Source organism: Bradyrhizobium sp. SZCCHNR1017, from assembly GCF_032381375.1.
Lineage (GTDB): Bacteria > Pseudomonadota > Alphaproteobacteria > Rhizobiales > Xanthobacteraceae > Bradyrhizobium.
Genome location: NZ_JAUHIR010000001.1, coordinates 856,987 through 883,546 on the forward strand (window position 1 = coordinate 856,987; position 26,560 = coordinate 883,546).

Genomic DNA, 26,560 nt, shown 5'->3' on the forward strand with positions numbered 1-26,560 from the left:
CGGCCTAGGCCCTTGGCCGCGCCGTGCGCGTTCGGTTAGAAGGCGATTCATTCGATCTGCCGTCTCCGTCCGAAGGAACTCTCATGGCCCTGATGCCGGTGTCTGATGCGTTGTCCGCGGTGCTCGCCGGCGCCGAGCCGCTGGCCGAGGAGCAGGTCGGGCTGGACGAGGCGTTTCACCGCATCCTGGCGCGGGACATCGCGGCGCTGCGGACGCAGCCGCCCGAGGCGATGTCGGCAATGGACGGCTATGCCGTGCGCGCGGCGGACGCCGCCCAGGCCAAGGCGCGGCTGAAGGTCATCGGCGAGGTTGCGGCAGGGCGGCCGTTCGATCGCGTGGTTGGACCCGGCGAGGCGGCGCGGATCTTCACCGGTGGCGTTGTTCCGGAGGGCGCGGACGCGGTGGTGATCCAGGAGGACACGATCGCCGAAGACGGCCACGTCGTGATCACCGAGGCCGCGATCAAGGGCCGGCATATCCGGCCGGCGGGCGTCGACTTTCACCAGGGCATGGTGCTGCTGAAGTCCGGGCGCCGGCTCAGCGACCGCGACCTGTCGCTGGCGGCCAGCATGAATCATCCGGCGCTGCCGGTGCGGCGCCGGCCGAAGGTGGCGCTGCTCGCCACCGGCGACGAGCTGGTGATGCCGGGCTCGACGCCCGGCCCGGGCCAGATCGTCTATTCCAACGGCTACGCCTTGCGGGCGCTGGTGCGCAACGAGGGCGGGACCCCGATCGATCTGGGCATCGCCGCGGATACGATGGAGGCGACGATCGCCGGCATCCGCCGGGCCCGCGAGGCCAAGGCCGACATCTTGATCACGACCGGCGGCGCCTCGGTCGGCGATCACGACCTGGTCAAGCAGGCGCTCGAAGCCGAGGGCGTCGAGATGGCGTTCTGGAAGATCGCGATGCGGCCGGGCAAGCCGATGATGCACGGACGGCTCGGCGGCATGAGGGTGATCGGACTGCCCGGCAATCCGGTGTCGTCCTATGTCTGCGCCATCCTGTTCCTGGTGCCGCTGATTCGGCGGCTGCTCGGCCGCGACGAGGCCGTGATGCCGCGCGAGACCGCCCTGCTCGGCCGCGAGCTCGGGCCGAACGATTCGCGCGAGGACTATCTGCGGGCGCGGCTCGAAGAGCGCGCCGACGGCACGCTGGTCGCCACCCCGGTGAGCCAGCAGGATTCGTCGCTGCTCGGCAATCTCGCGCTCTCGCAGGCGGTGGTGATCCGGCCGGCGTTTGCGCCGAAGGCGCCTGCGGGCAGCCCGTGCGAGATCCTGCGCCTGCCGAACTGAGCCGCTTCCCCGGTAAAGCCCGGTCTGTTCATCATATTTTTAGGATTGCGGAACACACATCGAACATATAGTGTCCGTTCATGATTTGTTTTTAGTATGTTGCGGGCGACGCGATGACGGTCCGACTCCAGGGCGCTCTCAGCCGGTTTGTGCGCGAGGCGCAGCTCCTGGACTCGGACGACAACAAACCGGGGACCAGGTCGAGATGCTGACGCGCAAACAGTACGAACTTCTGCGGTTCATCAACGAGCGGCTCAAGGAAGCCGGCGTGCCGCCGTCCTTCGACGAGATGAAGGATGCGCTCGATCTGCGCTCGAAGTCCGGCATTCATCGCCTGATCACGGCGCTCGAGGAGCGCGGCTTCATCCGCCGGCTGCCGAACCGCGCCCGCGCGATCGAGGTGATCAAGCTGCCCGAGCTGTCACAGGCCGCCAACAACCGCCGCGGCTTCACCCCGTCGGTGATCGAGGGCAATCTCGGCAAGGTGCGCACCAGCACTCCCGCGCTGGACGATGGCGAGCGCCCGGTCGCAGTGCCGGTGATGGGCCGCATCGCCGCCGGTACTCCGATCGAGGCGCTACAGACGCGCAGCCACACCATCAGCGTGCCTGCCGACATGCTCGGCAACGGCGATCACTACGCACTCGAGGTGCGCGGCGACTCCATGGTCGATGCCGGCATCCTCGACGGCGACATGGCGCTGATCCAGCGCAACGAGACCGCCGACACCGGCGACATCGTGGTGGCGCTGATCGACGATGAGGAAGCGACGTTGAAGCGCTTCCGCCGACGCGGCGCATCGATCGCGCTGGAGCCGGCCAACACCGCCTACGAGGTACGCATCCTGCCGCCGAACCGGGTGAAGATCCAAGGCAAGCTGGTCGGGCTGTACCGCAAGTACTGATCGCGAATGGGATCGGTCGATGGGCGGCGGGCGCACGCGCTTTCGCCGCCGATCGGAGGCTGCCCAGCAAAATACGTCACGCGCGAATGCACCTCATGATGTGCAGCGCGGCATGCTCAAACGCTTGTGATCGGCCGCGGGCACACGCGATGCAGATCAGCGCAGAATTGCCGCGAAGCGCGCGCTAACATCACCATCGATGTCCACTCTGATAGAGGCCTGCGCCTGTCCGGGGGGAGCGTGGGTCGGCTATCTCTCAACGAGGAGCGATCCGATGTGTGACTACAGCCTCCATGCGGTTGCGTCCCGTCCCGCCAAGGTCGGCGAGACGTTGATCTCGATGACCTTCCGTGGCACCGCCACCCGCGGCTTCGCGCTGGAGAGCGAGCCGACCGTCGCAGTCTGCATGCTGCCCGGCACCGAGTTGGCCTTCGCCGAGGACGTCCGCTACGACAGCCGCTGGCTCTGGACCCGGACGATCCGCGAGCGCGTCGCAAAGTTCAACAGCATCGAGACTCACATTCCCGATCGCCATCACGACGCGATCGAATTCGCCGATGGCCGCCACGTGCTGGTGACCCAGCTCTGCGAGGGCCAGCGCGTCACCGTGCTGCAATTGCCGGTCAGCAAGCAGCCGGCGGAGCGACGCCCGGACATCGCCGAGGACGTGCCGCCTTCGCAGGCCACACCGATTCGCCGCATCAGCATCACCTGAGGGGTCTCCGCATCGGCATTTCTCTCGGTCGTGAGCGAGCTTTCGACCGTGGGAGATTTGGGTTCTGCAAGCGCAAAGTCCTCTCGGGCGAACCTCACGCCCCGGCATCGCATCGGATAGGAACGACATCCCTCGGCCGGCATGATGTGCCGGGGGAGCCTGCCGCCGTGGTCAACAAGATCGATTGGAACAAGGCCGGCCGGATCACCGAGCCCGACTGCTACATGCTTGAGTTCGGATGGCTGGCGGTCACGGCTGACGACATCGCCATCTGGCAACGCTATCCGCGCGCTGCGTTCACGCTGGCCGAAAGCCCCTCGCTGTTCGATGGACTTGGCAACATGGACCTGGCGACACCGAGTATCATCTCGGCACGTTCGAGCTGCCCGGCACTCAGTCTTCTTCGCCCTGCTCCGTCTCCGGCGGCGTCGCGTCCTGAGGCCGCACGGCCGGCGCGCGCGGCGTCAGCGTCGTGTCGAACTCGCCGGCCTCGGCGGGCGCCGGCCACCATGGGCGGTCAGTGCCGCCGGCGCGCGCCGGCGTGACGGCGAAGCTCCTGCCCTGCCGCACCAGCATCAAGGCGCCCTGCTGCCGCAACCGCTCGCGATCGATGACGGCCGCCGCGCAGGATGACGGCGCGGCGCGCGCGGTGACGATGAGCGCGGCACGGGCGCAATCATCGGCGAGCGCCTCGGCGCGCAGGGTCAGGGCGGCGAATCGGCCGTCGGCCATTGCGACCACGCAGCCCGCCTCGTCGCAGGAGACGCCATCGGTGAGCGATGAATCCGCCGGCAGCCGGGCATCGGCGTCGGCCGCGAGCCACTCCTTGGTGGCGAACACGTCCTTGCCGATGCGCATCGCATGCAGACGCCCGTCACGGCCGCGCACCGCCACCGCGCGCCCATCGCCGGCGATCAGCACGTCGGGCAGCGGCGTCGCGGCGGCCCACACGGTGGCCACCACGAGCCCCACGGCGCCCGACCAGCGCAGCGGTGTGCGCAGCAGGCCGATCAGGATGACACCGAGGCTGGCCAGGATCAGTGGACCGATGCCGAAGGCCGGGATGCGCCCGACCGCGCCGGGCAGCGCCGCCACCCAGCGCGTCACCGCGATCATCCAGTCGATGCCGAGGCCCATCAGCGTCCACCAGGGACCGTCGAGCCCGAACGGCGCCGCCACGAGGCCCATCAGGCCGGCCGGCATCACCAGCGCCGAGACGACCGGCATCGCTGCGAGATTGGCGAGCACGCCATAGGGCGTGACGCGATGGAAATGGAAGGCGGCATAGGGCGTGGTGGCGAGCCCCGCGATCAGCGAGGCCAGCAACAGCATCGCAAGCTCGCGGCCGCCCCACAGCGCGATGCGCTGGGTGGCCGAGCTGTCCGGCGTCGCGAACAGTCTGGGCAGGCCGAACTGCACCAGCGCGACCAGGCCGAGCGTTGCCGCGAACGACATCTGGAAGCTCGGATGCACGAGCGCTTCCGGGGCCGCCACCAGCACGATCATCGCCGCGACCGCGAGCGTGCGGAAGGTGACGGCGCGGCGGTCGACCATGACCGCGATCAGCACGACGGCCGTCATGAAGAACGACCTTTGGGTCGCGACCTCCGCGCCTGAGAGCAACAGATAGAACGCCGCCGCGACCAGCGCCGCGGCCGCCGCCCATTTCTTGATCGGATGGCTGATGGTGAGGCCGGGGATCAGCGCCAGCAGCGCGCGCACGGCGAAGAACACGACGCCGGCGACGACCGCCATGTGATAGCCGGAGATCGACAGCACATGGCCGAGACCGGAGACGAACATCGCGTCGTTGACATCGGGCGTGATGGCGTCGCGCCGGCCGGTCAGCAGCGCGGTGGCGATGGCGCGCTCGTCGCCCGACAGGCGGCCGCGGATGCGTGCGTCGATCGCATCGCGCAGACCCTGCATGGCCGCCGCATAGCCCAGGCCGAAGCCGGCGGCCTGCGGCGGCGTCGCCGTCGTGATCGCGCCCATCACGAAGCCGGAGGCGCCGATGCCCTGGAAGAACATGTCGCGCGCGAAGTCGTAGGATCCCGGCCGCACCGGGGCCATCGGCGGCAGCAGCCGCGCCTTGAGCTGCACGAAGCTGCCGACCTCGGGCGCCGCGCCCTTGCGCACCGCGAGCCTGACACGCGCGATGGTGACGGCGTTGCGCGGGCTCTCCATCGACGTCACCCGCAGCACGATGCGGTCGCTGCGCTCGCGGATGTCGCGCGCCTCGACGAAGCCGGACAGCGCCACCGAATACAACGGCCGCGCCAGCACCGGATGCGCGACGCGCGCGGTCTTGACGGTCGCCGCGGCGAAGCCGCACGCCGCCGCCACGATCATCACGGCAACCGGAAACAGCCGATGCCGCCGCATCATGATGGCGACGATGCCGAGCAGCGCCGCGGTGGTGGCGGCAATCCAGAGCACGGGCTCGTGATCGGCGGTGAAGTACAGCGCGATGCCGACCCCGAACGCCACCGGCACCCAGGGTAGCAGCCGGCCCGCCCCGGCCTCCTCGGCCGCCCAGCTCTTCAGGCGGGCGGCGAACGCCGACGACGCACCGGACCCGATCGCGGGCCAGCCGCCGGCCAGCGCGCCGCGCGGCGGCCAGACATCGGCCATCACGCCCGCGATCCCGCGACGCCCTCCCGGCGGCCTGACCGGCTCCGCCATTGCCCCCACACCACCCGTTACCCGACGGGCGGAAAGGCTACCGGAAGCTGCGCGAGCGCGCCTAGCAGAACGGAACGGGAATCCTGGAAATCTGCACGGCCGCTGCGGGGGAACTTTTTGCGCCGCACGTGCTTTTCAGGGGATGGACGCCCACGACCCTGAAGACCCCTTCGCCGACCTCGCGCTCGAGAAGGCGATCCACCTGCGCTGGACTCTCCGGGACATCAAGGCCCACCGGCTGACGCTGTCCCCTGTCGCCGACGAAGATCTTTCGCTGCTCACCGAGCGCGGCCTCGTCGAACTCACCGATGGCGTGCCGACGCTGACCGAGGCCGGGCAGGACGCGATCAGCTGAGCCACACGCGTCCCGCGGTCCCCGCTTGCCTCACCCCTTCGCGACTTCCTTGGCGAAGGTGTCGCGCAGGCCGATGGTGCGGTTGAACACGAGCTTGTCGGGCGTCGAATCCGGATCGCGCACGAAGTAGCCCTGGCGCTCGAACTGCATCGGCGCGTCGGAATTGCTCGCGGCGATCGCCGGCTCGATGCGCGCGTCGGTCAGGACCTCGAGCGAGCTGGGATTGAGATCGGCAGTGAAGTCGGCCGCATTGGGGCTCGGATTGGCGAACAGCTGGTTGTAGAGGCGGATCTCGGCTGTCAGCGACTGTGCAGCGGGCAGCCAGTGCATCGTCGCCTTGACCTTGCGTCCATCCGGCGCGTTGCCGCCCTTGGTCGCCGGATCATAGGTACAGCGCAGCTCGACGATCTCGCCGGCGTCGTTCTTGATGACGTCGCGGCACTTGATGAAATAGGCGTAGCGCAGCCGCACCTCGTTGCCCGGCGACAGCCGGAAGAACTTCTTCGGCGGGTTCTCCATGAAGTCGTCCTGCTCGATATACAGCTCGCGGCCGAACGCGATCCTGCGCGTGCCGGCTGCGGGATCGTCGGGATGGTTGATCGCCTCGAGCTCCTCGACCTGGCCTTCCGGATAGTTCTCGATCACCACCTTCAGCGGCCGCAGCACCGCCATCCGGCGCAGCGCCGTGCGATTCAGCTCCTCGCGGATGCAGAATTCGAGCATGCCGACGTCGACGATGCTGTTCGCCTTGGCGATGCCGATGCGCTTGATGAACTCGCGCACCGCCGCCGGCGGCACGCCGCGCCGCTTCAGGCCGGCGATGGTCGGCATGCGTGGATCGTTCCAGCCGGCGACATGGCCGTCCTGCACCAGCCGCGTCAGCACGCGCTTGGATAGCAGAGTATAGGTGAGATTGAGGCGCGCGAACTCGTACTGGTGCGGATGCGACGGCACCGGCAGCTTGTCCAGGAACCAGTCGTAGAGGGGACGGTGATCCTCGAACTCGAGCGTGCAGATCGAGTGCGTCACGCCCTCGATCGCGTCGGACTGCCCGTGCGCGTAGTCATAGCTCGGATAGATCTTCCAGGCGTCGCCGGTGCGCGGGTGGTGGGCGTGCAGGATCCGGTACAGCACGGGGTCGCGCAGGTTGATGTTGCCGGCGGCCATGTCGATCTTGGCGCGCAGCACGCGCGCGCCGTTCGGGAATTCGCCGGCCTTCATGCGCCGGAACAGGTCGAGATTCTCCTCGACCGAACGGTCGCGGAACGGGCTGTTCCTGCCGGGCTCGGTGAGCGTGCCGCGCGACAGCCGAATGTCTTCCTGAGACTGGTCGTCGACATAGGCCAAGCCGGCCTTGATCAGGCCCTCGGCCCAGTCGTAGAGGCGTTCGAAGTAATCCGAGGCGAAGAACAGGTTGTCGCCCCAGTCATAGCCGAGCCAGCGCACGTCGGCCTGGATGGAATCGATATATTCCTGCTCTTCCTTGGTCGGATTGGTGTCGTCGAAGCGCAGATTGCAGCGACCGCCGAATTCCTGGGCAATGCCGAAGTTGAGGCCGATCGACTTGGCATGGCCGATATGCAGGTAGCCGTTCGGCTCCGGCGGGAACCGGGTGACGACCGTCTTGTGCCTGCCGCTGTCGAGATCGGCCTGGACGATGTCGCGGATGAAGTCGCGCCCTGCCTCTGCCGTCGCCGCCGTGTCTGTCGTCGTGGTCATCAAGAATATCCTGCTCCGGAATTTGGCAGCCTATCTGCCAAATCCGCTTCCCCCAAGGAAGGCTTTAGTTATGCGATAGGCCTGCTATACACCCCCCGCCCTCTTGAGCCCCTGCCTGGATTTCGTGCTGCCGCCCATGACCACCCCGATCGTCACGCGCTTTGCCCCCTCCCCGACCGGCTTTCTCCACATCGGAGGCGCCCGGACGGCCCTGTTCAACTGGCTGTATGCGCGCGGCCGCGGCGGCAAGATGCTGCTCAGGATCGAGGACACCGACCGCGAGCGCTCGACCAGTGCGGCGATCGATGCCATCCTCGACGGCCTGAAATGGCTCGAGCTCGATTGGGACGGCGAGGTCATCTACCAATATAGCCGCGCCGCGCGCCATCGCGAGGTCGCCGAGCAAATGCTCGCCAGCGGCATGGCGTATCGCTGCTATGCCACCGCCGAGGAGCTGGCCGCGATGCGCGAGAAGGCGCGCGCGGAAGGCCGCACCCGGCTCTACGACGGCATGTGGCGCGACCGCGATCCCAAGGAGGCGCCCGAAGGCGTCAAGCCGACGATCCGGCTGCGCGCGCCGCTGACCGGCGAGACCGTGATCGAGGATCAGGTCCAGGGCCGCGTGGTCTGGCAGAACGAGAACCTCGACGACCTCGTGCTGCTGCGAGGCGATGGCAATCCGACCTACATGCTGGCGGTCGTCGTCGACGACCACGACATGGGCGTCACCCACGTCATCCGCGGCGACGACCATCTGATCAACGCCGCGCGCCAGAAGCAGATCTACGATGCGCTCGGCTGGACGGTGCCGTCGATGTCGCACATCCCGCTGATTCACGGGCCCGACGGCTCGAAGCTGTCGAAGCGCCACGGCGCGCTCGGCGTCGACGCCTACCGTGCGATGGGATATCTGCCGTCGGCACTGCGCAATTATCTGGTGCGGCTCGGCTGGAGCCATGGCGACCAGGAGATCTTCTCGACCGAGGAGATGATCAAGGCGTTCGACCTGCCGGCGATCGGCCGCTCGGCGGCGCGGTTCGACTTTGCCAAGCTGGAAAATCTCAACGGCCACTACATCCGCCACAGCGACGATGCGGCGCTGGTGCGCCAGTTCGAGGACGTGCTGAATTACGTGCCGAACGGCGCGGCTCTCAAGGCCAAGCTCAACGACGCCACGCGCGCGCAGCTCACTCTGGCGATGCCGAGCCTGAAGGAGCGCGCCAAGACGCTTTTGGAGCTGATCGACGGCGCCGCCTTCATCTTTGCCGACCGGCCGCTTCCGATCGACGCCAAGGCCGCGGCCCTGCTGACGCCGGACAGCCGCGCCCTGATCGGCCGGCTGCGTGACGCGCTGGCCGCTGTCGCGTCCTGGAGCGGACCGGCCACAGAAGCCGCGCTGCGTGCGTTTGCTGAAGCCAACAATCTCAAGCTGGGCGCGGTGGCGCAGCCGCTCCGCGCGGCGCTCACCGGCCGAACCACCTCACCCGGTATTTTCGACGTTCTGGCGATCCTGGGGCGTGATGAATCCTTGGGCCGTCTGGAGGACCAGACCACCTCATAAGGTCTCATGGCCCCCCATCTTGCAGCGCACAGGGCAATACGATACGCATTTGCGCGGCACCCACTGGTTTTCCCGGCTCGAACATCCTTCACACGTTGCGGCGGGCTCGTTGACGGATGTTAGGGCCGAAGGACACTAGTAAGTATAAGATTCCAGTACGGTTTCGGATTTGACCGAATGTCAAAGCCACCGCACTAGATAAAGTCCACCCGCCCTGCCATCTCTCAAAAAGAACAAGGGCCAAGCCTAACGATCTCATCGGGGACAAACGATGGACGCAAAATCCGCAAGCAAGACCGCGACCCTCACCGTCGGCAACAAGAATTTCGATCTTCCGATCCTGAGCGGCACCGTGGGTCCCGACGTCATCGACATCGGCAAGCTCTACGCCCAGACCGGGATGTTCACCTATGACCCCGGCTTCACCTCGACCGGCAGCTGCCAGTCCAAGATCACCTATATCGACGGCGATGCCGGCGTCCTGGAATACCGCGGATATCCGATCGAGCAGCTCGCCGAGAAGGGCGACTTCCTGGAGACCTGCTATCTGCTGCTGTACGGGGAGCTTCCCACCAAGGCCCAGAAGCAGGATTTCGACTATCGCGTGACCCACCACACGATGGTGCACGAGCAGATGTCGCGCTTCTTCCACGGCTTCCGCCGCGACGCGCATCCGATGGCGGTCATGGTCGCTTCGGTCGGCGCGCTCGCCGCGTTCTACCACGACTCCACCGACATCAACGATCCGAAGCAGCGCATGATCGCGTCGATGCGGATGATCGCGAAGATTCCGACCCTGGCGGCGATGGCCTACAAATACACCATCGGCCAGCCTTTCGTTTATCCGAAGAACTCGCTCTCGTTCGCCGAGAACTTCCTGCACATGTGCTTCGCGGTGCCGTGCGAGGAGTACAAGCCGAACCCGGTTCTCGCCGACGCGCTCGACAAGATCTTCATCCTGCACGCCGATCACGAGCAGAACGCCTCGACCTCGACGGTGCGCATCGCCGGCTCCTCGGGCGCCAACCCGTTCGCGTGCATCGCCGCCGGCATCGCCTGCCTGTGGGGTCCGGCGCATGGCGGCGCCAACGAGGCGGCACTGAACATGCTGGCCGAGATCGGCACCGTCGACAAGATTCCGGACTTCATCGCCAAGGTGAAGGACAAGAACAGCGACGTGCGCCTGATGGGCTTCGGCCATCGCGTCTACAAGAACTACGACCCGCGCGCCAAGATCATGCAGAAGATGTGTCACGCGGTGCTCAAGGAGACGGGCCACGCCGACGATCAGATGCTCAAGGTCGCGATGGAGCTCGAGAAGATCGCGCTCAGCGATCAGTACTTCATCGAGCGCAAGCTCTATCCGAACGTCGACTTCTACTCGGGCATCACCCTGAAGGCGATGGGCTTCCCGGTGTCGATGTTCACCGTGCTGTTCGCCGTCGCCCGCACCGTCGGCTGGATCAGCCAGTGGAGCGAGATGATCGAGGATCCGCAACAGAAGATCGGCCGTCCGCGCCAGCTCTACACCGGCGTCGCGACGCGCGACTATGTCGAGATGGACAAGCGCGGCTGAGCGCAGCGCAACTCCGCTTTCGAACGGCGCCGTCGATCCCGACGGCGCCGTTTCGTTTGTGAGGTCGCACCTTTCTGACTCGCGGCATCGGCCGGGAGTGCATCAGGCCAGCGCCTCGAGATGAGACCTGAGCTGCTCGGCCCCGTATGGCTTGGCAAGGAAGCGCGCGCCGGACGGCAATTCCGAAGGGGTCACCTGACCTGACGTCACCAGGAGCGCGACCGGAGGCCAGCGGTCCCTGATGACGGCGACCAGCCGCAGGCCATCCATCGACCCCGGCATTTGGACGTCCGTGAAGACCACCGATATGCGGTCACATCGTTCGAGAAGCGAAATGGCCTGATCGGCGTCAGCTGCCTCGATGACTTCGAAACCGAGGTCTCTGATCATGTCGACAGCGTTGGCGCGGATCAGCCCCTCGTCCTCAACGACCAGAACTGTTTTTCTTGTGAGCCGAACGCGGGACACTCTGTCTCCTGTCCAATCTCATTCAATCGCACGACGATCATTTTGTTCCGGCGAACGTTCCGGGGCTGAATGCGTTGAACGGTGCAAATCGAAGACACGACTTGCATCCTGGATCGGGGACCAGCTCGAGCATACGATGACGACCAATCCCAACCCGGACGTCGACGCTGTCCAGCAGCTCGACGCCGTTCCCAAAATTCTGGACTCGGTGAGCAGGATCACCGGGATGGGATTCGTTGCGGTCGCGCGCGTGACCTCGGATCGATGGGTCTGTTGTGCGGTTCGCGACGACATCAATTTCGGCCTGAAAGAGGGCGGCGAGCTGCGCGTCAAGACGACGATCTGCAGCGAGGTCCGGGAGCGAGGCAAAGCTGTCGTCATCTGTGACGTCGAGACGGATCGCATGTTTCGCGATCACCCGACGCCAAAGCTCTACGGCTTTCGCAGCTATATCTCCGCTCCGATCACCCTGTCCGACGGGACCATCTGGGGCACCCTGTGTGCGATCGATCCAGCGCCGCGCGAGCTGGACCGGCCCGAGATCGTCAGCACCTTTCAGCTGTTCGGGGAGTTGATCGCGGCCCAGCTGGAGCTTCATCAGCGCTTCGCGCTCAGCCAGGCCAGCCTCGGCCTCAGCGAGAAGCGCAGGTTTTCGACCGAGGAACGGCTGAAGATCACCCAGGCTGACCTGCTCGACGAGCGCCGGACCGCCGAGCTGAGAGAGCAATTCATCGGCGTTCTCGGCCATGACCTCCGCAATCCGCTGGCCTCGATCGACGCCGGAATGCGCGTGCTGCTGCGCAACCAGGACGGCGCCAGAGCGCCTGAGATCATTTCCATGATTCAGAAATCAGTCATGCGCATGGCCGGACTGGTCGACAACATCATGGATTTCGCCCGGGGGCGCCTCGGCGGCGGCCTGACGATCAAGCCCGACGCGCGGCAACCGCTGGCGCCGGTGATCGAGCAGGTCATCTCCGAGATCCGTCTGGCCTGGCCCGATCACGAGATCGAGTCCCGGATCAACATCGCGGAGCCGGTCAAATGCGACCGCAGCAAGATCGGACAATTGTTCTCGAACCTGCTCGGCAACGCCATCTCCTACGGCGACAAGGACAAGCCGATCCAGGTCTCCGCAACAACGAGCGAAGGCTGTTTCGTGCTCGCCGTCACCAATCAGGGACCGCCGATCTCGGACAAGGCGATGCAGAATCTGTTCAAGCCCTACATGCGTGGCGAGCGTCCGAGCCAGCATGGTCTCGGGCTCGGACTCTACATCGCCTCCGAGATTGCGCGAGCGCATGGCGGCACGCTCCAGGCCACGTCGACCGGCGACAGAGCGACCTTCGAATTCAAGATGCCGCTTCAGGCCTGATCAGCGCCGCCCGCTGCGCATCGTCGCCAGCACGATGTCGGCCGCGCGCACGCTCGGCGAGGCCGCGCCCGTGGACATGATCGCGTCGAGGCGATGGAATGCCTCGACCTGGCGCGAACGTATCGGACCGTCGCCCAGGAGATCGGCGAGAACGGGCGCGAGATTGTCGGCGGTGCAGGCTTCCTGAAGGAATTCCGGAATGACGTTCTCGCCGATCACGAGATTGGCGAGAATGACCGATTGCACGTTGACGACTCGCCGGAGAATGAACGCCTCGATCTCGCCGACGCGATACGCCGTCACCATCGGCACGCCGGACAGCGCGAGCTCCAAGGTCACCGTGCCGGACTTGGCGAGCGCGGCGCGCGCGCGCCTGAAGGCTGCCCGCTTCTCGGCCTCGCCCGTGATGATCTCCGGAACGAGCGGCCAGTTTGCGACTCCAGCCCGCACCGCGGCTTCGAGATGCGGCGTGGTGGGCAGCACGGCTTCGAAGGCCAGGTTTTGGGCGCGCAGCCGCGCCAATGTCTCGCCGAACACGGCGATGTGGCGAGCGACCTCGCTGCGCCGGCTGCCAGGAAGCACCAGCAGAACGGGAGGGTCGGCATCTCGGCGCGCCTGCTCTGCCGCATTGGGGCGCAGGTTGGCGAGCTGTTCGATCAGGGGATGGCCGACATAGGTGCAGGGCGGACCATTGAGCCTTCGGAACGCCTCCGGCTCGAACGGCAGCAAGCCCAGCACGTGATCGACGTAGCCGCGCATCGCGCGCGCCCGGCCCGGGCGCCACGCCCATACGGTCGGTGCCACGTAGTTCACGATCGGAATCTCGGGATCGCGCGCGTGAACCCGCTTCGCCACGCGCTGGGTGAAATCGGGACTGTCGATGATGACGAGCACGTCGGGCTGGTCCGCAACGATCGCATCGACGGTGCCGCGGATCAGACGGAGGATCTTGGGCAACTGCTTCAGCACCGCCGCGAAGCCGACGATCGAGAGCTCCTCGATCGGAAACAGCGAGGCGAGTCCCTCGCGTGTCATGCCGCGGCCACCGACGCCGGAGAATTCGACGCCGTCGCCGAGCCGCTGGCGCAGCACCTTCATCAGGCTGGCGCCGAGGCGATCACCGGACTCTTCGGTCGCGACCAGGCAGATCCTGCGCATGGCCGGGCCTGCCGGAGGCCGGGGCGTCACGCCGTGACACCCGTGATGAACACGCCTGCCCGATCGGCGGCAGCCACTGTCTCCTGGGGATCGGCGAGCAGAGTATAGGCGGCAGCGACGGCGACTCCGGCGAGACCCGCGGCCGAAAGCCCCTCGACGGTGCGCGGACCGATGGTCGGCAGGTCGTAGCGGAGGTCCTGGCCGGCCTTGGGCGCCTTCACCAGCACGCCGCGCCCGGCAGCAGCACGAATGCGGCGATCGGCGCGCAGCCGCGCCACGCGGGCCAGCAGCCCGTCGGTGCCCTCGATGTCCTCGAGCGCAACGACGTGGCCGTCGATCACGACCACGGCCTGCCCGACATCGAACGGCGCCATGGCGCGGAGCACGGACATTCCTTTGGCGATGTCGCCGGTCACCAGATCGTTGGGCCCGCTCCGCGTCAGCCGCCCTTCGGGCACGAGCAGATTGGGGGCGACGTCCTTGACGCCGATCATGTGAAAGCCGTGACGCTCGAAGATGCGGCCGACGCCGGACAGCAGATGATCGTCACCGCCGCGAAAGGCCGACCAGATGTAGGGCAGCTCGCGCAGCGTGCCCCAGTCGAAGCGGATCTCCGACACGGCCGGACGAACGAGATTGCCGATGAACATGAGATCGCGAACGCCCTCGGCCTTCAATAGCTTCAGGGCATTGCCGAGTTGGCCGAGGCCGATCCAGTGATGACGAAAGCGCGCCAGCGGCTTTGGATCGCAGATGCCCTTCAGGGCGAACAGCACCGGCGTCTGGCCGCGCGCGACGATGGCATCGGCGACCGCGAAAGGCAGCACCCCGCCCGCGGCGATCATGCCGATCGGCGGAGAGGTCTCGACGGCCGGCGTCGCCATGGCGCTACGGCTCGATGGCCGGCCTGCCGATCTCGGGCAGGCACAAGGCGCGATGTCGGCCGCCATCGATGAAGGCGAGGATCTCGGCAATGGCGGGATCCTCGCCGGCCAGCGGTCGCACCGCCGCGAGGCGATCGGCGAACACGCCGGGGCCGTGGAAAAGCTTTTGATAGAAGGCACGCACCGTGGCGAGGCGCTCGCGTGTGAACTTGCGGCGCTTCATGCCAATGACGTTGAGACCTTCGAGCGCGGCATACTGGCCGTTGGCGAGGCCATACGGAATGATATCGCCGCGTACGCCGCAGACGCCGCCGACCATCACGCCATGGCCGATGCGGGTGAACTGATGCACCGCGGACAGGCCGCCGATGTAGACGGAATCACCGACCTCGACATGGCCGCCAAGTGTCGCCGAGGTCGCGAAGATCACGTTGTCGCCGACAACGCAATCGTGGGCGACATGGGCATTGTTCATGAAGAACCCGGCATTGCCGACCTTGGTCAGGCCGCCGCCTTTCGTGGTGCCGATGTTCATCGTCACGCCTTCGCGGAAGGTGCAGCCGGAGCCGATCTCGAGCCGATGCGGCTCGCCGCGATAGCTGAGATCCTGCGGCGCGCCGCCGAGCACGACGAAGGGCGAGATCACGTTGTCATCGCCGAGCGTGGTGTGGCCCATGATCTGGACGTGGCTGATCAGCTTGCAGTTGGCCCCGATCACGACGTTGGGGCCGACGATGCAGTAAGGACCGATCACGGTCCCCTCACCGATGACGGCGCCATCCTCGACGCGTGCGGTGGGATCAATCTTGCTCATTTCGACGCAATCAACTTTCTACCAGCCCGTCAGTCGGTCAGCATCGCGCCGACATCGGCCTCGGCGACGACGACGCCGTCGACCTTGGCATCGCCGTGGAACCACCACATCGTCTTGCGCCGGCCGATCGAGCGCATGTGATACTCGATGGTCTGGCCGGGCAGCACCGGCTTGCGGAACTTGCACTTGTCGATGGTGAGGAAATACACCGCGCGCGGCTTTTCCGTGCCCTCGACCGACTTGATGCCGATCACGCCGGCGGTCTGGGCCATGCCCTCGATCATCAGCACGCCCGGATAGACCGGCCGCTCCGGAAAGTGCCCCTGGAAGCAGGGCTCGCCGATCGAGACGTTCTTGACGCCGATGCCGCTGTAGTCGGCCCGGATGTTCTTCACGCGGTCGATCAGGAGAAATGGATAACGGTGCGGCAGCGTCTTGAGAATCTCGTTGATGTCGACGTCCGCAAACCTGATGGGTGACTCCTCCATCACTCCCGTCCCTCGTCCCTGTTCGTCGCGGTCGAATCTCGCACCAGCCGTTCCACCGCAACGATCTCGCGGAACCACTGCTTGGTCGGCTTGGCGAAGAAACCGCCCCACCGGCCGTTCGGCGGAATGTCGTCCTTGACGCCGCTCATCGCCGTCACCTGCGCACCATCACCGATCGTCAGGTGATTGTTGATACCAACCTTCGCCCCGAGCGCGACGTTGTCGCCGATCGTGAGACTTCCTGCCAGCCCGATCTGGGCCGCCAGCAGGCAATGCCGCCCGATTGTGACATTGTGGCCAATCTGCACCTGGTTGTCGATCTTGGTGCCCTCGCCGATCACCGTGTCGCGCAGGCTGCCACGGTCGATCGTCGTGCCGGCGCCGACCTCGACATGGTTCTGGATCAGCACCCGCCCGGTCTGCGGCACCTTGGTGTGCCCATCCGCGCCGAAGAAGATGAAGCCGTAGCCATCCTGGCCGATGCTGCAGCCAGGATGGATCAGGACGTCGTTGCCGATCAGCGCGCACTGGATGACGGTGCGGGCGCCGACATTGCAGTCGCGACCGATCTTGACGTGGGGACCGATCACGGCACCCGCACCAACGATCGTCCCCGAGCCGATCTCGACATGGGCGCCGATCACCGCCAGCGGCTCGACGATGACGCCGTCCTCCAGCCGCGCGGTGGGATCGATGATGGCTTGAGGCGAGATTCCATCGTCGCCGAACCAGGGCTGCGGCCGCAGTGCGTCGGCATGGAACTCGCGCGCGAGCTGCACGAAGGCGCGGAACGGCTGATTGGCGCGAAGCACTGCGACGTGGGACGGCACGCGCGCCTCGAATCGCGGACTGACCAGGCAGGCGCCCGCTTTGGTCCCGGCGAGCTGGCCTGCGTATCTGAGGTTGTCGAAGAACGCCAGATGCATCGGGCCGGCCTCGTCGAGCGACGCCAGTCCCTTGACGACCTGCTCGCCGCGGGATGGGTCGACCAGGGTGGCCTTGGCGGCGGCGGCGATCGCTGCCAGGGTCGTGGGCGGCGGCGATTGGAAGAAGGTCGGCTGGGCCATTCCGTCGTACTCTCAAGACAAAAAGTCAGAGCCCGGCTCCGGTGTCCCGGAACCGAGCTCCCATTTCTTACACCGGCGAGGTTGGTCGATGCCAACCCGGATTCGATCGGCCCAGGCTCAGAACGATGTACCGCCGCCGAACCGGAATTCCTGCGTCCGGTCGAACTGACCCTTGGTGAGCGGGATCGCGTAGTCGAAGCGCAGCGGACCGAACGGCGACGCCCACACCAGACCCACGCCGACCGAGGTCCGGACCTTGTTCTGGTCATCGAACTGCAGACCAAGGCAGGTGCCGGCGTTGTTCGGGTTGCGCGTCGGCTTGATACAGCCGGGGGTATTAACCTCGCCCGTCGCAGCCCAGGACGTCGGACCCTGATAGCCCCACAGGCCGCCAGCGTCGGCGTAAACGGCACCCTTCAGGCCCGTCTCCTTGGGCAGGAACCAGAACGGCATCTGCAGTTCGAGCGAAGCGCCCCAGTACTTGGTGCCGCCCAGCGCGTCCTGCGTGCCGAATGGATTGATATCGCGCGGACCAATGCCGTTCGGAGCGAAGCCGCGAACCAGGTTCGGACCCATCTGGAAGTGATCGAGCATGCGCAGCTGCGTATTGCCGATCTTGTTCAGGATGCCGCCCTGGAGGTGGACGATGCTGACGATGTCCGACACCAGCGGGGTGAAGTACTTCGCATCGAACGCGGTCTTCAGGTACGACACATCGCCGCCGACACCCGCGAAGTCCTGCTTGAAGTCGACCAGCAGGCCGTCGGTCGGGTTCTTGTTGTTGTCGAGCGTGTTGTAGTTCAGCGTGTAGCCGAGTGCCGAGGTCAGCGTCGCGCCGTTCGCCAGCTCCTGGCGGACCGGCAGCGAGGCCTCGCCATTGGCAAAGCAGCCGAGACCGCCGTTCGGATCGGCGAGACCATTCGCATTGATGAACGCCGGCGTCGGATTGAACGGCACGAAGCGGTTGCCGATCAGGGTGCCGGCCGCGACGTTGTTACAGTCCGACAGCGTCGCCGGCAGCGAGATCTCCTGGCGATAGATCGAGTAGCGCAGCTGCAGCGACAGGTCTTCCCGCAACTGGAAGCCGAGGCGCGGGCTGAAGCCGAGCGTCTTGGTGCCGTAGGAGATGAAGTTGTTGGCGAGCTGCTGGCGCTGGTACAGGTCGAGGCCCAGCGCGACCCGGTAGTCGAGCAGATAGGGCTCGACGAACGACAGCGAGTAGCCGCGGGCGAACTGTCCGTAGGTCACCGACGCCTTGGCGAACAGGCCGCGGCCGAGGAAGTTGCGCTCGGAGATCGAGACCTCGGCGAGCGCACCGTCCGTGGTCGAATAACCGCCGGAGATCGAGAAGTCACCGGTCGACTTCTCTTCCAGGTTGACGTTCAGGACCACGCGGTCGCTCGAAGAGCCCGGCTCGGTGACGATCTTCACGTCCTTGAAGAAGTCGAGGTTCTTCAGGCGGCGCTCGGCACGGTCCACCAGGGCGCGGTTGTAGGCGTCGCCCTCGGAGATGTCGAACTCGCGGCGAATGACGTAGTCACGGGTGCGGGTGTTGCCGCGGATGTTGATGCGCTCGATATAGGTGCGCGGGCCCTCGTCGATGGCGAACACGACCGACACCGTATGAGCCTCGAAGTTGCGATCGCCGCGCGGACGGACCACCGCGAACGCGTAGCCGCGCCGCGAGGCCTCGATCTGCATCTCCTCGACCGACTTCTCGATGTTCTCGACGTTGTAGAGCGAGCCGACGCTGACGCGCGAATATCCGCGCAGCGTGGTGGCGTCGAGCGTCGCGATCGACGACTGGAAGTCGACCGAACCGACCCGGTACTGCTGGCCTTCCTCGATCTTGAAGGTCACGAGGAAGCCCTTGCGCTCCGGATCGTACTCGCTGAGCGCAGCCACGACCTGCACGTCGGCATAGCCGTTCTTCAGGTAGAAGCGGCGAATCAGGTCGCGGTCGGCCTCGACACGGTCCGGATCGTAGACGTCGCCCGAGCCGAGGAAGCTCAGGAGGTTGGTCTCGCGGGTCTTGATGACGTCCTTGAGGCGATAGGACGAGAAGGCGTTGTTGCCGACGAACTCGATCGACTTCACGCCGGTCTTCGCGCCTTCCTCGATCGTGAAGATCAGGTCGACGCGGTTGTTCGGCTGCTCGATCATTTCCGGCGTGACGCGCACGTCGTAACGGCCCGAGCGGCGATAGATCTCCGCGATGCGCTGGGCGTCGGACTGCACCATCGGGCGCGACAGCGTGCCGCGCGGCTTCGACTGCACTTCCGCCTGGAGCTGCTCGTCCTTGACCTTCTTGTTGCCCTCGAACGCGACGCGGCCGATCACCGGGTTCTCGACGACCGTGACGATCAGGCGCCCGCCCTGGCGGTTGATCTTCACGTCGGAGAACAGGCCGGTCTCGATCAGCGCCTTGAGGCCGTCATCGACCCGGCCGGCGTCGAGCGTCCCGCCGGGGCCCGGCTTGAAGTACGATCGGATGGTCTCCAGCTCGACGCGGCGGTTACCGACCACTTCGATCGAGTTGACCGTCTGAGCCGCAGCTGGCGACGAAAGAACCACGCTCGCCAGCGGCAAAGCCACCGGGCCGGCGAACATGATAAAGGCGGCCGCCAAGCCCCCCCGCACCCGCAATCCGAACTTCATGCGCTACGCGCCCTTATATTCCGTTGCCGGTTCCGTACCCCTACGAACCCGACAGATTCCCATTTGTCGTTCGCTTGTAGCCAATTTGGACCCGGCGGCAAACGCCGGATCTCTCTGAATTTTCAAATTCGTTTCAAAACGTTGCCCAACGGCCACGTCGTAAAAAAGCCGCGCTCAGGACCCGGCGAGGTGAAGGATATCGTTATAGGTTGCAAAGACCATGAGCATGAGGACCAGCCCGAGGCCGATTCGGAACCCCATCTCCTGCGCCCGCTCCGACAGCGGCCGGCCGCGGACGGCCTCGACCCCATAGAACAACAGGTGTCCGCCATCGAGCAGCGGAACCGGGAACAGGTTCAGGAGCCCGATCGAGACCGACAGCGTCGCGCACAGTTGCACAACGAACTGGAAGCCGAGGCTGGCTGCCTGTCCCGAGAGTTGTGCGATTCGGATCGGACCGCCGACGTCGCCGGCGCTCCCGGCGCCCGCGAACAGCGAGGCGATGAACTTGAAGGTCGTGGAGATGATGAACCAGACCTGCTCGAAACCGATCTTGATCGACTCGAGGAACCCGACCGGGATCGACCGCGATTCGTCCGGCTTGGCGTTGTACTGGATGCCGAGCACGCCGATCCGGTGGCTGTTGCCGAACAGGTCCTTGACCTCCTTGAGCGCCGGCGTCGCCTTCAGGGTGAGTTCCGCCCCGTCCCGCTTGATCAGGAAGGACAATTCGGTGCCGGCGCTGACCGAGACGACGCGCTGCATGTCGGCGAAGGTCTCGATCGCCCGGCCGTCGATGGCGGCGACGACGTCACCGTCCTTGAAGCCGGCCTGGGCCGCGACGCTGTCCGGCTGGACGGCATCGACCCGCGGGGTCGTGTTCGGCTTGCCGAAATACAGCGCCATGCCGGCGAAGATGATGACCGCGAGGATGAAATTGGCGATCGGGCCGGCCGCGACGATCGCAGCGCGCTGACCGACGGTCTTGTGGTGGAAGCTGTCGGCCCGCTCCTCGGCCGTCATCTTGGCGAGCGCCTCGGCCGACGGCGTCGATGCCTCGGATTCGTCGCCGAAGAACTTCACGTAGCCGCCGAGCGGGATCGCCGAGATCTTCCAGCGGGTGTCGTGGCGGTCGTTGAAACCGATCAGTTCTGGGCCAAATCCGAGCGAAAACGTCAACACCTTCACGCCGGCCCAGCGCGCGATCAGGAAATGGCCGAGTTCGTGGAAGAACACCACGATCGTCAGCACGAACAGGAACGGGACGATGTAGCCGAGAAGGCCGTGACTCAACGTATTGAAGATATGGTGGAAAAATTCCGACATCGATGACCTTCCCGATGGGCCAGTGGCCCGTCCAACCCTTTAAGATGCTTTTGCGGCGATTTGAGGCAAGAGGCCGGAGGCCCTTTTTCGCGCGTCATGGTCAATGGCGATGGCGTCGTCCGCCGAGGTCAACGGTGCCAGATTACCCGAACGCGTCCAGTCCTCGAGGGTCGCCTCGACCAGCCGGGCGATCGCACCGAACCGGATGTGACCAGCGATGAAGGCCGCGACGGCGACCTCGTTGGCCGCGTTGAACACCGTCGTCGCGCCGCGCCCGGTGCGCAGCGAATCGTACGCCAGCCGCAGACCGGGGAACCGCTCGAAGTCCGGGGCCTCGAAGGTCAGCGTGCCGATCTTGGCGAGATCGAGTCGGGCCGACGGACCCTTGATGCGCTCCGGCCAGCCGAGGCAGTGGGCGATCGGAATCCGCATGTCCGGCGCGCCGAGCTGCGCCACCACCGAACGGTCGGAGAACTCGACCATGCCGTGGACGATGGACTGCGGGTGCACCAGGACGTCGATCTCGTCGGGCGACAGCGCGAACAGGTAGGACGCCTCGATCACCTCGAGGCCCTTGTTCATCATCGACGCCGAATCGATCGTGATCTTCTGGCCCATGCTCCAGTTCGGATGTTTCAGCGCCTGGGCCAAGGTCGCCTGCTCGATATCGGCCGGCGCCCAGGTGCGGAACGGGCCACCGGAGGCGGTGATGATCACCCGCACCAGTTCCTCGCGATTGCCCGAGGACAGCGCCTGGAACAGCGCGTTGTGCTCCGAATCGGCCGGCAGGATGCAGGCGCCAGCCCGCGCGGCCCGCTCCATGAAGAAATCGCCGGCACAGACCAGGCATTCCTTGTTGGCGAGCGCCACGGTCGCGCCGCGGTCCACCGCGGCGAGCGCCGGCTTGAGGCCGGCGGCACCGGAGACGGCGGCCATGACCCAGTCGGCGGGACGGGCTGCCGCCTCGATGATGGCGCTCTCCCCTGCTCCGCATTCGATCCCGGTGCCCGCCAGCGCGTCGCGCAGCTCGTCGAGGCCGGCCGGATCGGCCACCGCCACGAAGCGCGGGTTGAACTCCCGGGCCAGCTTCACCAGGCCCTGGACGTTGCTGTTGCCGGTCAGCGCCTCGACGCGGTAGCGCTCCGGCGCGCCGCGCACGAGGTCCATGGTCGAATCGCCGATCGAGCCGGTGGCGCCGAGCACGGTGACGCTGCGCACCTCCGCGAGACCGGCCTTGTTGTTCCGCAATGGCACTGCGCTCATGTTCTCACCAAACAATCTCGACCGGCCAGCCGCGCTGCCGGTCACCAAACCAGAAGACCGCGGCCGACGCCATCGAGGCCGCCGCGCAGCAAACCGAGCAACGCAGCGACGACGATCGCCGCGACATAGCCGTCCAGGCGATCCAACAGGCCGCCATGGCCGGGAATGATGTGACTGGAGTCCTTGACCCCGAACTGCCGCTTCACCGCAGATTCGAGCAGGTCGCCGAGCTGCGAGACCACCGACAGCGCCGCGGCGAGCATGAGCATCGCCATCAGGCCGCCGGCGCCGGCCATCGACCAGGCGGCCGCGGCGACGAGGCTGGCGGCGAAGCCGCCGACGGCGCCGGCCCAGGTCTTGTTCGGGCTGATCCGCGGCGCGAGCTTCGGCCCGCCGATGCTGCGGCCCGCCACGTAGCCGCCGATGTCGCTGGCCCATACGACCAGAAACACCAGCACCAGCGCATGCCATCCCTCGGCGGCATCAAGGCGCACCAGCACCGAGCCGAGCTCGGCGGCCGAAGCATAGACGAAGCCGGCGGCCACCCAGGCGCGACGTCCCGCAGCGAGCGCAGTGACCGCGACGAGGCCGAGCCCAAGCACGACGACGGCGAAGTCGATCAGGCCATAAGCGCAGCAAAGGCCGGCAACGCCGACGGCCAGTGCGCCGGCCGTGCCGACGCTGGCCGTGCGAACCTCGCCCACCACCATCAGCCATTCGAGATACAGGCCGACCGCGACCACCGTGACCAGTGCGGTCCAGAATACGCCGCCGGCATAGGCGGCGCCGAGCGCCAGCGGCACCAGCACCAGCGCCGCCGCAACCCGCATCACCAGATTGCTGGTTGCAGCCTTTTTCGGCGGCGCGGGATCATTGCGCTGCGCGGCGTTGGCGGCGTCTCTCACGGCTGCGGTATCCGGTTTGGTCACGAGGCGGTTTTCGCCACGAGACCGCCGAAGCGGCGTTCACGCCGGCCGAACTCGGCGATCGCGCCCTCCAGCGCGGCCTTGTCGAAGTCGGGCCAATGGATGGGCACGAACACCAGCTCGCTATAGGCCGCCTGCCACATCAGGAAGTTGGACAGCCGCTGCTCGCCGCTGGTGCGGATGATGAGATCGGGATCGGGAATATCGGGCGCATCGAGATGAGCGCCGATCGCATCGGCATCGATCGAAGCCGGATCGCGCCGGCCCTCGGCGACCTCGCGGGCCAGATGCTGCGCCGCGCGCGCGATCTCCTGGCGCGAGCCGTAGTTGAAGGCGACCACGAGCGTGAGCTTGGTGTTGCCCCGGGTCAGATCCTCGGCCTCGCTGAGGAGCGCGCAGATGTCGGGCTCGAGCCCGTCGCGCTCGCCGATCACCCTGACACGCACGCCGTCGCGATGCAGCGTTGCGAGATCGTTGCGGATGAAGCGGCGCAGCAGCCCAAACAGGTCGCCGATCTCGCTTGCCGGACGCGACCAGTTCTCGGACGAGAACGAGAAGATGGTGAGATAGCGAATGCCGAGCTCATGCGAGGCGCGCACCACGCGGCGCAACGCCTCGACGCCACGGCGATGCCCTTCCGCGCGCGGCAGCCCGCGGGCCGCAGCCCAGCGGCCGTTGCCATCCATGATGATGGCAACATGGGCCGGTCCGTCGGACCGGTCCGGCGCCTCCGTCATCGGGGCCGCGGCATTGGACATCAAGCGCATCCTTCAGACGGTGAGGATTTCCTTTTCCTTCGCCGCCAGCAGCTGGTCGATCTCCGAGATCACGCTGTCGGTCGCCTTCTGCACGTCGGCAGCGAGACGCTCCTGATCGTCCTCGGACATCTCGTGATTCTTCTCGAGCTTCTTGAGGGTATCGAGACCGTCGCGGCGGACATGGCGGACGGCGACACGGGCAGCTTCCGCATATTTATGCGCGACCTTGACCAGCTCCTTGCGCCGCTCCTGGTTGAGCTCGGGAATGCGCAGACGGATCACCTGGCCTTCGGTCGCCGGCGACAGGCCGAGGTTGGAATCGACGATCGCCTTCTCGACGGCCTTGACCATGGAGCGGTCCCAGACCTGCACCGAGAGCAGGCGCGGCTCGGGCACGGAGACGGTCGCGAGCTGGTTGAGCGGCATGTGCGAGCCATAGGCCTCGACCTGGACCGGCTCCACCATCGATGCCGAGGCGCGGCCGGTGCGCAGGCCGCCGAGCTCGTGCTTCAGCGCCTGGGTCGCGCCCTGCATGCGGCGCTTCAGTTCGTTGAGGTCGAAATTGCCCGTGCTCATCACGCTTTCCTTTCTGCAATCCGGGGCGTTGCGGCCGGCTCTGCCAGGCCTTGAAATGCCTGCGGCCGGACTCGGGCGACTCCCGGATGAATTCCTGTCTCGCTTACGCTTCTACCGCAGGCTCGGGATCGGTCCAACACCGGCGGCCGACGGTGCCGCGGCTCACCCCGCGACGATGGTGCCGCGCCCTTCGCCCTGCAGCATCGCGCCGATCGAGCCCGGTTCGGCAATGGAGAACACAATGATAGGCAGCGACGTTTCCCGGGCAAGGGCGAATGCGGTCGCGTCCATGACCTTGTAGCCGCCCTCGATGGCCTGTGAATGGGTCAGCCGGTCGAAGCGCTTGGCGGCCGGATCCTTCTTGGGATCGGCGCTATAGACGCCATCGACATTGGTGGCCTTGAGCACGGCCTGGGCACCGATCTCGGCCGCCCGCAAGACCGCTGTGGTATCGGTCGTGAAATAGGGATTGCCGGTGCCGCCCCCGAGCACGACGATGCGTCCTTCGGCCAGCGACTTGTGCGCCGCAGCGCGGGTGAACAGCTCGCACACCTCCGGCATGACGAAAGCGGAGAGCGCCTGCGCCGGGGTGCCCTTGCGCTGGATGGCGGCTTCCAGCGCCAGGCAGTTCATGACGGTGGCGAGCATGCCCATGGTGTCGCCGGTCGGACGCGACACGCCCTGCGACGACACCTCGACGCCGCGCACCATGTTGCCGCCGCCGACCACGACGGCGATCTCGACGCCGAGCTTCTGGGCCGCGATGAGGTCATCGGCGATGCGGTCGACGGTCGGCTGGTCGATGCCGAAGGAATGAGGGCCCGCGAGATATTCGCCGGACAGCTTGACCACGACGCGACGATAGACCGGCTCAGCCATGTGCCAATGCTCTCCTATCCCGCGCGTTGAGATCCGGCGCGAACGCCGCGCCGGATCGTGACTGTGCTCAGTCGTTACTTCTTGCCGCTGGCGGCGGCGACTTCGGCAGCGAAGTCGGTCTCTTCCTTCTCGATACCCTCACCGAGGGCATAGCGGACGAAACCGGCAACCTTGATCGGACCGCCGACCTTGCCTTCGGCTTCCTTCAGCGCCTGCGCGACCGACTTGCCGCTGTCGTGGATGAAGGCCTGCTCGAGCAGGGTGACTTCCTTGTAGTAGGTCTTCAGACCGGACTCGACGATCTTCTCGATCACGTTTTCCGGCTTGCCCTGCTGACGATACTTGTCGGCGAGCACGTCCTTCTCGCGCTTGACGAGCTCCGGATCGAGACCCGCCGCATCGATCGCCTGCGGATTGGCCGCGGCGACGTGCATCGCGAGCTGACGGCCGAGCACGGCGAGCTCGTCGGTCTTACCGGGCGACTCCAGCGCCACGATCACGCCGAGCTTGCCGGCACCCTCGATGACGGCGCCATGGACGTAGCTCGACACGACGCCTTGGCTCACTTCGAGCGAAGCCGCACGCCGCAGCGTCTGGTTCTCACCGATGGTGGCGATCGAATCGGCAATCGCGGCCTCGACCGTGATGCTGCCCACCTTGGCGGCCTTGATCTTCTCCACGTCGGCCCCGACGTCGAGCGCGACCTGGGCAATCATCTTGACCAAACCCTGGAAGTGCTCGTTGCGGGCGACGAAGTCGGTCTCGGAATTGACCTCGACGACCACGCCCTTCTTGCCGGAGGTCAGCGCGCCGATCAGGCCCTCGGCCGCAACGCGACCGGCCTTCTTGGCGGCCTTCGACAGGCCCTTCTTGCGCAGCCAATCCTGCGCGGCCTGCATGTCGCCGCCGTTCTCGGTGAGCGCGGCCTTGCAGTCCATCATGCCCGCGCCGGTCGACTCGCGCAGGTCCTTCACCATCGCTGCGGTGATATTAGCCATCGTTGAACGTCCTTTTGCCTGTCCAAAGCGCGACGCAGCGGATGGCTCGTCGCCGCCCGCTGCCAGGAAAAACCTATCTCAGTCGCGATGGCCGGCGTGAGACGCCGGCCAG

At 66.3% G+C, this 26,560-nt stretch carries 23 protein-coding genes; 7 read left to right on the top strand and 16 right to left on the bottom strand.

Translation table 11 applies throughout. The annotated features are described in order from the left end of the window. Positions 1-83: 83 nt before the first annotated feature. The 3 genes from glp (at position 84) to QW863_RS04015 (ending at position 2,914) form a co-directional block, all read left to right on the top strand. Positions 84-1,295: a gephyrin-like molybdotransferase Glp gene (gene glp / locus QW863_RS04005; protein WP_315711619.1), complete on the top strand. Its 1,212-nt coding sequence runs from the start codon at positions 84-86 to the stop codon at positions 1,293-1,295. A 205-nt stretch (positions 1,296-1,500) separates the two neighbouring features. Next, a complete protein-coding gene (gene lexA, locus QW863_RS04010; RefSeq protein ID WP_172109545.1) occupies positions 1,501-2,199 on the top strand; it encodes a transcriptional repressor LexA in 699 nt (232 codons plus the stop codon). A 274-nt stretch (positions 2,200-2,473) separates the two neighbouring features. Next, entirely contained in the window at positions 2,474-2,914 is a 441-nt protein-coding gene (locus tag QW863_RS04015; RefSeq protein WP_315711618.1) for a hypothetical protein, read from the top strand. Between the two features lie 393 nt (positions 2,915-3,307). Here the strand turns inward: QW863_RS04015 and QW863_RS04020 are convergent, their stop codons facing one another. Then, positions 3,308-5,599, bottom strand: coding sequence for a ComEC/Rec2 family competence protein (locus QW863_RS04020; protein WP_315711617.1), 2,292 nt, complete (start codon positions 5,597-5,599; stop codon positions 3,308-3,310). A gap of 142 nt (positions 5,600-5,741) precedes the next feature. Here QW863_RS04020 and QW863_RS04025 point away from each other — a divergent pair, with 142 nt between their 5' ends. Beyond that, positions 5,742-5,954: a hypothetical protein gene (locus QW863_RS04025; protein WP_315711615.1), complete on the top strand. Its 213-nt coding sequence runs from the start codon at positions 5,742-5,744 to the stop codon at positions 5,952-5,954. A 30-nt stretch (positions 5,955-5,984) separates the two neighbouring features. On the opposite strand, the gene QW863_RS04030 is transcribed toward QW863_RS04025, so the two are convergent. Continuing rightward, positions 5,985-7,673: a glutamine--tRNA ligase/YqeY domain fusion protein gene (locus tag QW863_RS04030; RefSeq protein WP_315711613.1), complete on the bottom strand. Its 1,689-nt coding sequence runs from the start codon at positions 7,671-7,673 to the stop codon at positions 5,985-5,987. A gap of 136 nt (positions 7,674-7,809) precedes the next feature. Between QW863_RS04030 and gltX the strand changes: the two genes are divergently transcribed. Continuing rightward, on the top strand, positions 7,810-9,234 hold the full coding sequence (gene gltX, locus QW863_RS04035) for a glutamate--tRNA ligase (RefSeq protein WP_315711612.1): 1,425 nt from the start codon (positions 7,810-7,812) through the stop codon (positions 9,232-9,234). A gap of 271 nt (positions 9,235-9,505) precedes the next feature. After that, positions 9,506-10,810, top strand: coding sequence for a citrate synthase (gene gltA, locus QW863_RS04040; RefSeq protein WP_315711611.1), 1,305 nt, complete (start codon positions 9,506-9,508; stop codon positions 10,808-10,810). 102 nt (positions 10,811-10,912) lie between these two features. Here gltA and QW863_RS04045 read toward each other — a convergent pair whose 3' ends face one another. Beyond that, positions 10,913-11,278, bottom strand: coding sequence for a response regulator (locus tag QW863_RS04045; RefSeq protein WP_315711610.1), 366 nt, complete (start codon positions 11,276-11,278; stop codon positions 10,913-10,915). Positions 11,279-11,414: 136 nt separating this feature from the next. On the opposite strand from QW863_RS04045, the gene QW863_RS04050 reads away from it, so the two are divergent. Next, positions 11,415-12,653: a GAF domain-containing sensor histidine kinase gene (locus tag QW863_RS04050; protein ID WP_315711609.1), complete on the top strand. Its 1,239-nt coding sequence runs from the start codon at positions 11,415-11,417 to the stop codon at positions 12,651-12,653. Here the strand turns inward: QW863_RS04050 and lpxB are convergent, their stop codons facing one another. From lpxB to tsf, 13 genes are all read right to left on the bottom strand, one after another. Beyond that, positions 12,654-13,811, bottom strand: coding sequence for a lipid-A-disaccharide synthase (gene lpxB, locus QW863_RS04055; RefSeq protein WP_315711608.1), 1,158 nt, complete (start codon positions 13,809-13,811; stop codon positions 12,654-12,656). 26 nt (positions 13,812-13,837) lie between these two features. Continuing rightward, a complete protein-coding gene (locus tag QW863_RS04060) occupies positions 13,838-14,695 on the bottom strand; it encodes an LpxI family protein (RefSeq protein ID WP_315711607.1) in 858 nt (285 codons plus the stop codon). A gap of 4 nt (positions 14,696-14,699) precedes the next feature. Next, positions 14,700-15,509, bottom strand: coding sequence for an acyl-ACP--UDP-N-acetylglucosamine O-acyltransferase (lpxA, locus tag QW863_RS04065; protein ID WP_315711606.1), 810 nt, complete (start codon positions 15,507-15,509; stop codon positions 14,700-14,702). A 29-nt stretch (positions 15,510-15,538) separates the two neighbouring features. Beyond that, positions 15,539-15,997: a 3-hydroxyacyl-ACP dehydratase FabZ gene (gene fabZ, locus QW863_RS04070; RefSeq protein ID WP_284418776.1), complete on the bottom strand. Its 459-nt coding sequence runs from the start codon at positions 15,995-15,997 to the stop codon at positions 15,539-15,541. Then, positions 15,997-17,064 carry a UDP-3-O-(3-hydroxymyristoyl)glucosamine N-acyltransferase gene (gene lpxD, locus QW863_RS04075; RefSeq protein ID WP_315711605.1) on the bottom strand — a complete coding sequence of 356 codons (1,068 nt, stop codon included), beginning with the start codon at positions 17,062-17,064 and terminating at the stop codon, positions 15,997-15,999. Before lpxD ends, fabZ begins: the two co-directional genes overlap by 1 nt. Positions 17,065-17,181: 117 nt before the next feature. Next, positions 17,182-19,722 (bottom strand): outer membrane protein assembly factor BamA, encoded by a 2,541-nt coding sequence (gene bamA, locus QW863_RS04080; RefSeq protein ID WP_315711604.1) that lies wholly within the window; start codon positions 19,720-19,722, stop codon positions 17,182-17,184. A gap of 174 nt (positions 19,723-19,896) precedes the next feature. Then, complete coding sequence (gene rseP, locus QW863_RS04085) at positions 19,897-21,048, bottom strand: RIP metalloprotease RseP (RefSeq protein ID WP_315711603.1); 1,152 nt, start codon at positions 21,046-21,048, stop codon at positions 19,897-19,899. Positions 21,049-21,087: 39 nt separating this feature from the next. After that, entirely contained in the window at positions 21,088-22,311 is a 1,224-nt protein-coding gene (gene dxr / locus QW863_RS04090; protein ID WP_315711602.1) for a 1-deoxy-D-xylulose-5-phosphate reductoisomerase, read from the bottom strand. 41 nt (positions 22,312-22,352) lie between these two features. Then, a complete protein-coding gene (locus QW863_RS04095) occupies positions 22,353-23,240 on the bottom strand; it encodes a phosphatidate cytidylyltransferase (protein WP_315711601.1) in 888 nt (295 codons plus the stop codon). Continuing rightward, positions 23,237-23,995, bottom strand: coding sequence for an isoprenyl transferase (locus QW863_RS04100; RefSeq protein WP_315711600.1), 759 nt, complete (start codon positions 23,993-23,995; stop codon positions 23,237-23,239). The genes QW863_RS04095 and QW863_RS04100 overlap by 4 nt, the downstream gene beginning before the upstream one ends. A 12-nt stretch (positions 23,996-24,007) precedes the next feature. Beyond that, positions 24,008-24,571, bottom strand: coding sequence for a ribosome recycling factor (gene frr / locus QW863_RS04105; RefSeq protein ID WP_315711599.1), 564 nt, complete (start codon positions 24,569-24,571; stop codon positions 24,008-24,010). Positions 24,572-24,733: 162 nt separating this feature from the next. Continuing rightward, positions 24,734-25,450 carry a UMP kinase gene (gene pyrH, locus QW863_RS04110; protein ID WP_315711598.1) on the bottom strand — a complete coding sequence of 239 codons (717 nt, stop codon included), beginning with the start codon at positions 25,448-25,450 and terminating at the stop codon, positions 24,734-24,736. A 74-nt stretch (positions 25,451-25,524) separates the two neighbouring features. Next, complete coding sequence (tsf, locus tag QW863_RS04115; protein WP_315711597.1) at positions 25,525-26,448, bottom strand: translation elongation factor Ts; 924 nt, start codon at positions 26,446-26,448, stop codon at positions 25,525-25,527. Positions 26,449-26,560 lie beyond the last annotated feature (112 nt).

Coding starts and splice junctions, on each gene's coding strand:
- QW863_RS04100 (WP_315711600.1), bottom strand. CDS start 23,995: ATGTCCAATGCCGCGGCCCCGATGACGGAGGCGCCGGACCGGTCCGAC.
- bamA (WP_315711604.1), bottom strand. CDS start 19,722: ATGAAGTTCGGATTGCGGGTGCGGGGGGGCTTGGCGGCCGCCTTTATC.
- frr (WP_315711599.1), bottom strand. CDS start 24,571: ATGAGCACGGGCAATTTCGACCTCAACGAACTGAAGCGCCGCATGCAG.
- gltA (WP_315711611.1), top strand. CDS start 9,506: ATGGACGCAAAATCCGCAAGCAAGACCGCGACCCTCACCGTCGGCAAC.
- QW863_RS04020 (WP_315711617.1), bottom strand. CDS start 5,599: ATGGCGGAGCCGGTCAGGCCGCCGGGAGGGCGTCGCGGGATCGCGGGC.
- QW863_RS04050 (WP_315711609.1), top strand. CDS start 11,415: ATGACGACCAATCCCAACCCGGACGTCGACGCTGTCCAGCAGCTCGAC.
- lpxD (WP_315711605.1), bottom strand. CDS start 17,064: ATGGCCCAGCCGACCTTCTTCCAATCGCCGCCGCCCACGACCCTGGCA.
- lexA (WP_172109545.1), top strand. CDS start 1,501: ATGCTGACGCGCAAACAGTACGAACTTCTGCGGTTCATCAACGAGCGG.
- gltX (WP_315711612.1), top strand. CDS start 7,810: ATGACCACCCCGATCGTCACGCGCTTTGCCCCCTCCCCGACCGGCTTT.
- QW863_RS04060 (WP_315711607.1), bottom strand. CDS start 14,695: ATGGCGACGCCGGCCGTCGAGACCTCTCCGCCGATCGGCATGATCGCC.
- glp (WP_315711619.1), top strand. CDS start 84: ATGGCCCTGATGCCGGTGTCTGATGCGTTGTCCGCGGTGCTCGCCGGC.
- lpxB (WP_315711608.1), bottom strand. CDS start 13,811: ATGCGCAGGATCTGCCTGGTCGCGACCGAAGAGTCCGGTGATCGCCTC.
- QW863_RS04025 (WP_315711615.1), top strand. CDS start 5,742: ATGGACGCCCACGACCCTGAAGACCCCTTCGCCGACCTCGCGCTCGAG.
- rseP (WP_315711603.1), bottom strand. CDS start 21,048: ATGTCGGAATTTTTCCACCATATCTTCAATACGTTGAGTCACGGCCTT.
- tsf (WP_315711597.1), bottom strand. CDS start 26,448: ATGGCTAATATCACCGCAGCGATGGTGAAGGACCTGCGCGAGTCGACC.
- dxr (WP_315711602.1), bottom strand. CDS start 22,311: ATGAGCGCAGTGCCATTGCGGAACAACAAGGCCGGTCTCGCGGAGGTG.
- fabZ (WP_284418776.1), bottom strand. CDS start 15,997: ATGGAGGAGTCACCCATCAGGTTTGCGGACGTCGACATCAACGAGATT.
- QW863_RS04015 (WP_315711618.1), top strand. CDS start 2,474: ATGTGTGACTACAGCCTCCATGCGGTTGCGTCCCGTCCCGCCAAGGTC.
- lpxA (WP_315711606.1), bottom strand. CDS start 15,509: ATGAGCAAGATTGATCCCACCGCACGCGTCGAGGATGGCGCCGTCATC.
- QW863_RS04030 (WP_315711613.1), bottom strand. CDS start 7,673: ATGACCACGACGACAGACACGGCGGCGACGGCAGAGGCAGGGCGCGAC.
- pyrH (WP_315711598.1), bottom strand. CDS start 25,450: ATGGCTGAGCCGGTCTATCGTCGCGTCGTGGTCAAGCTGTCCGGCGAA.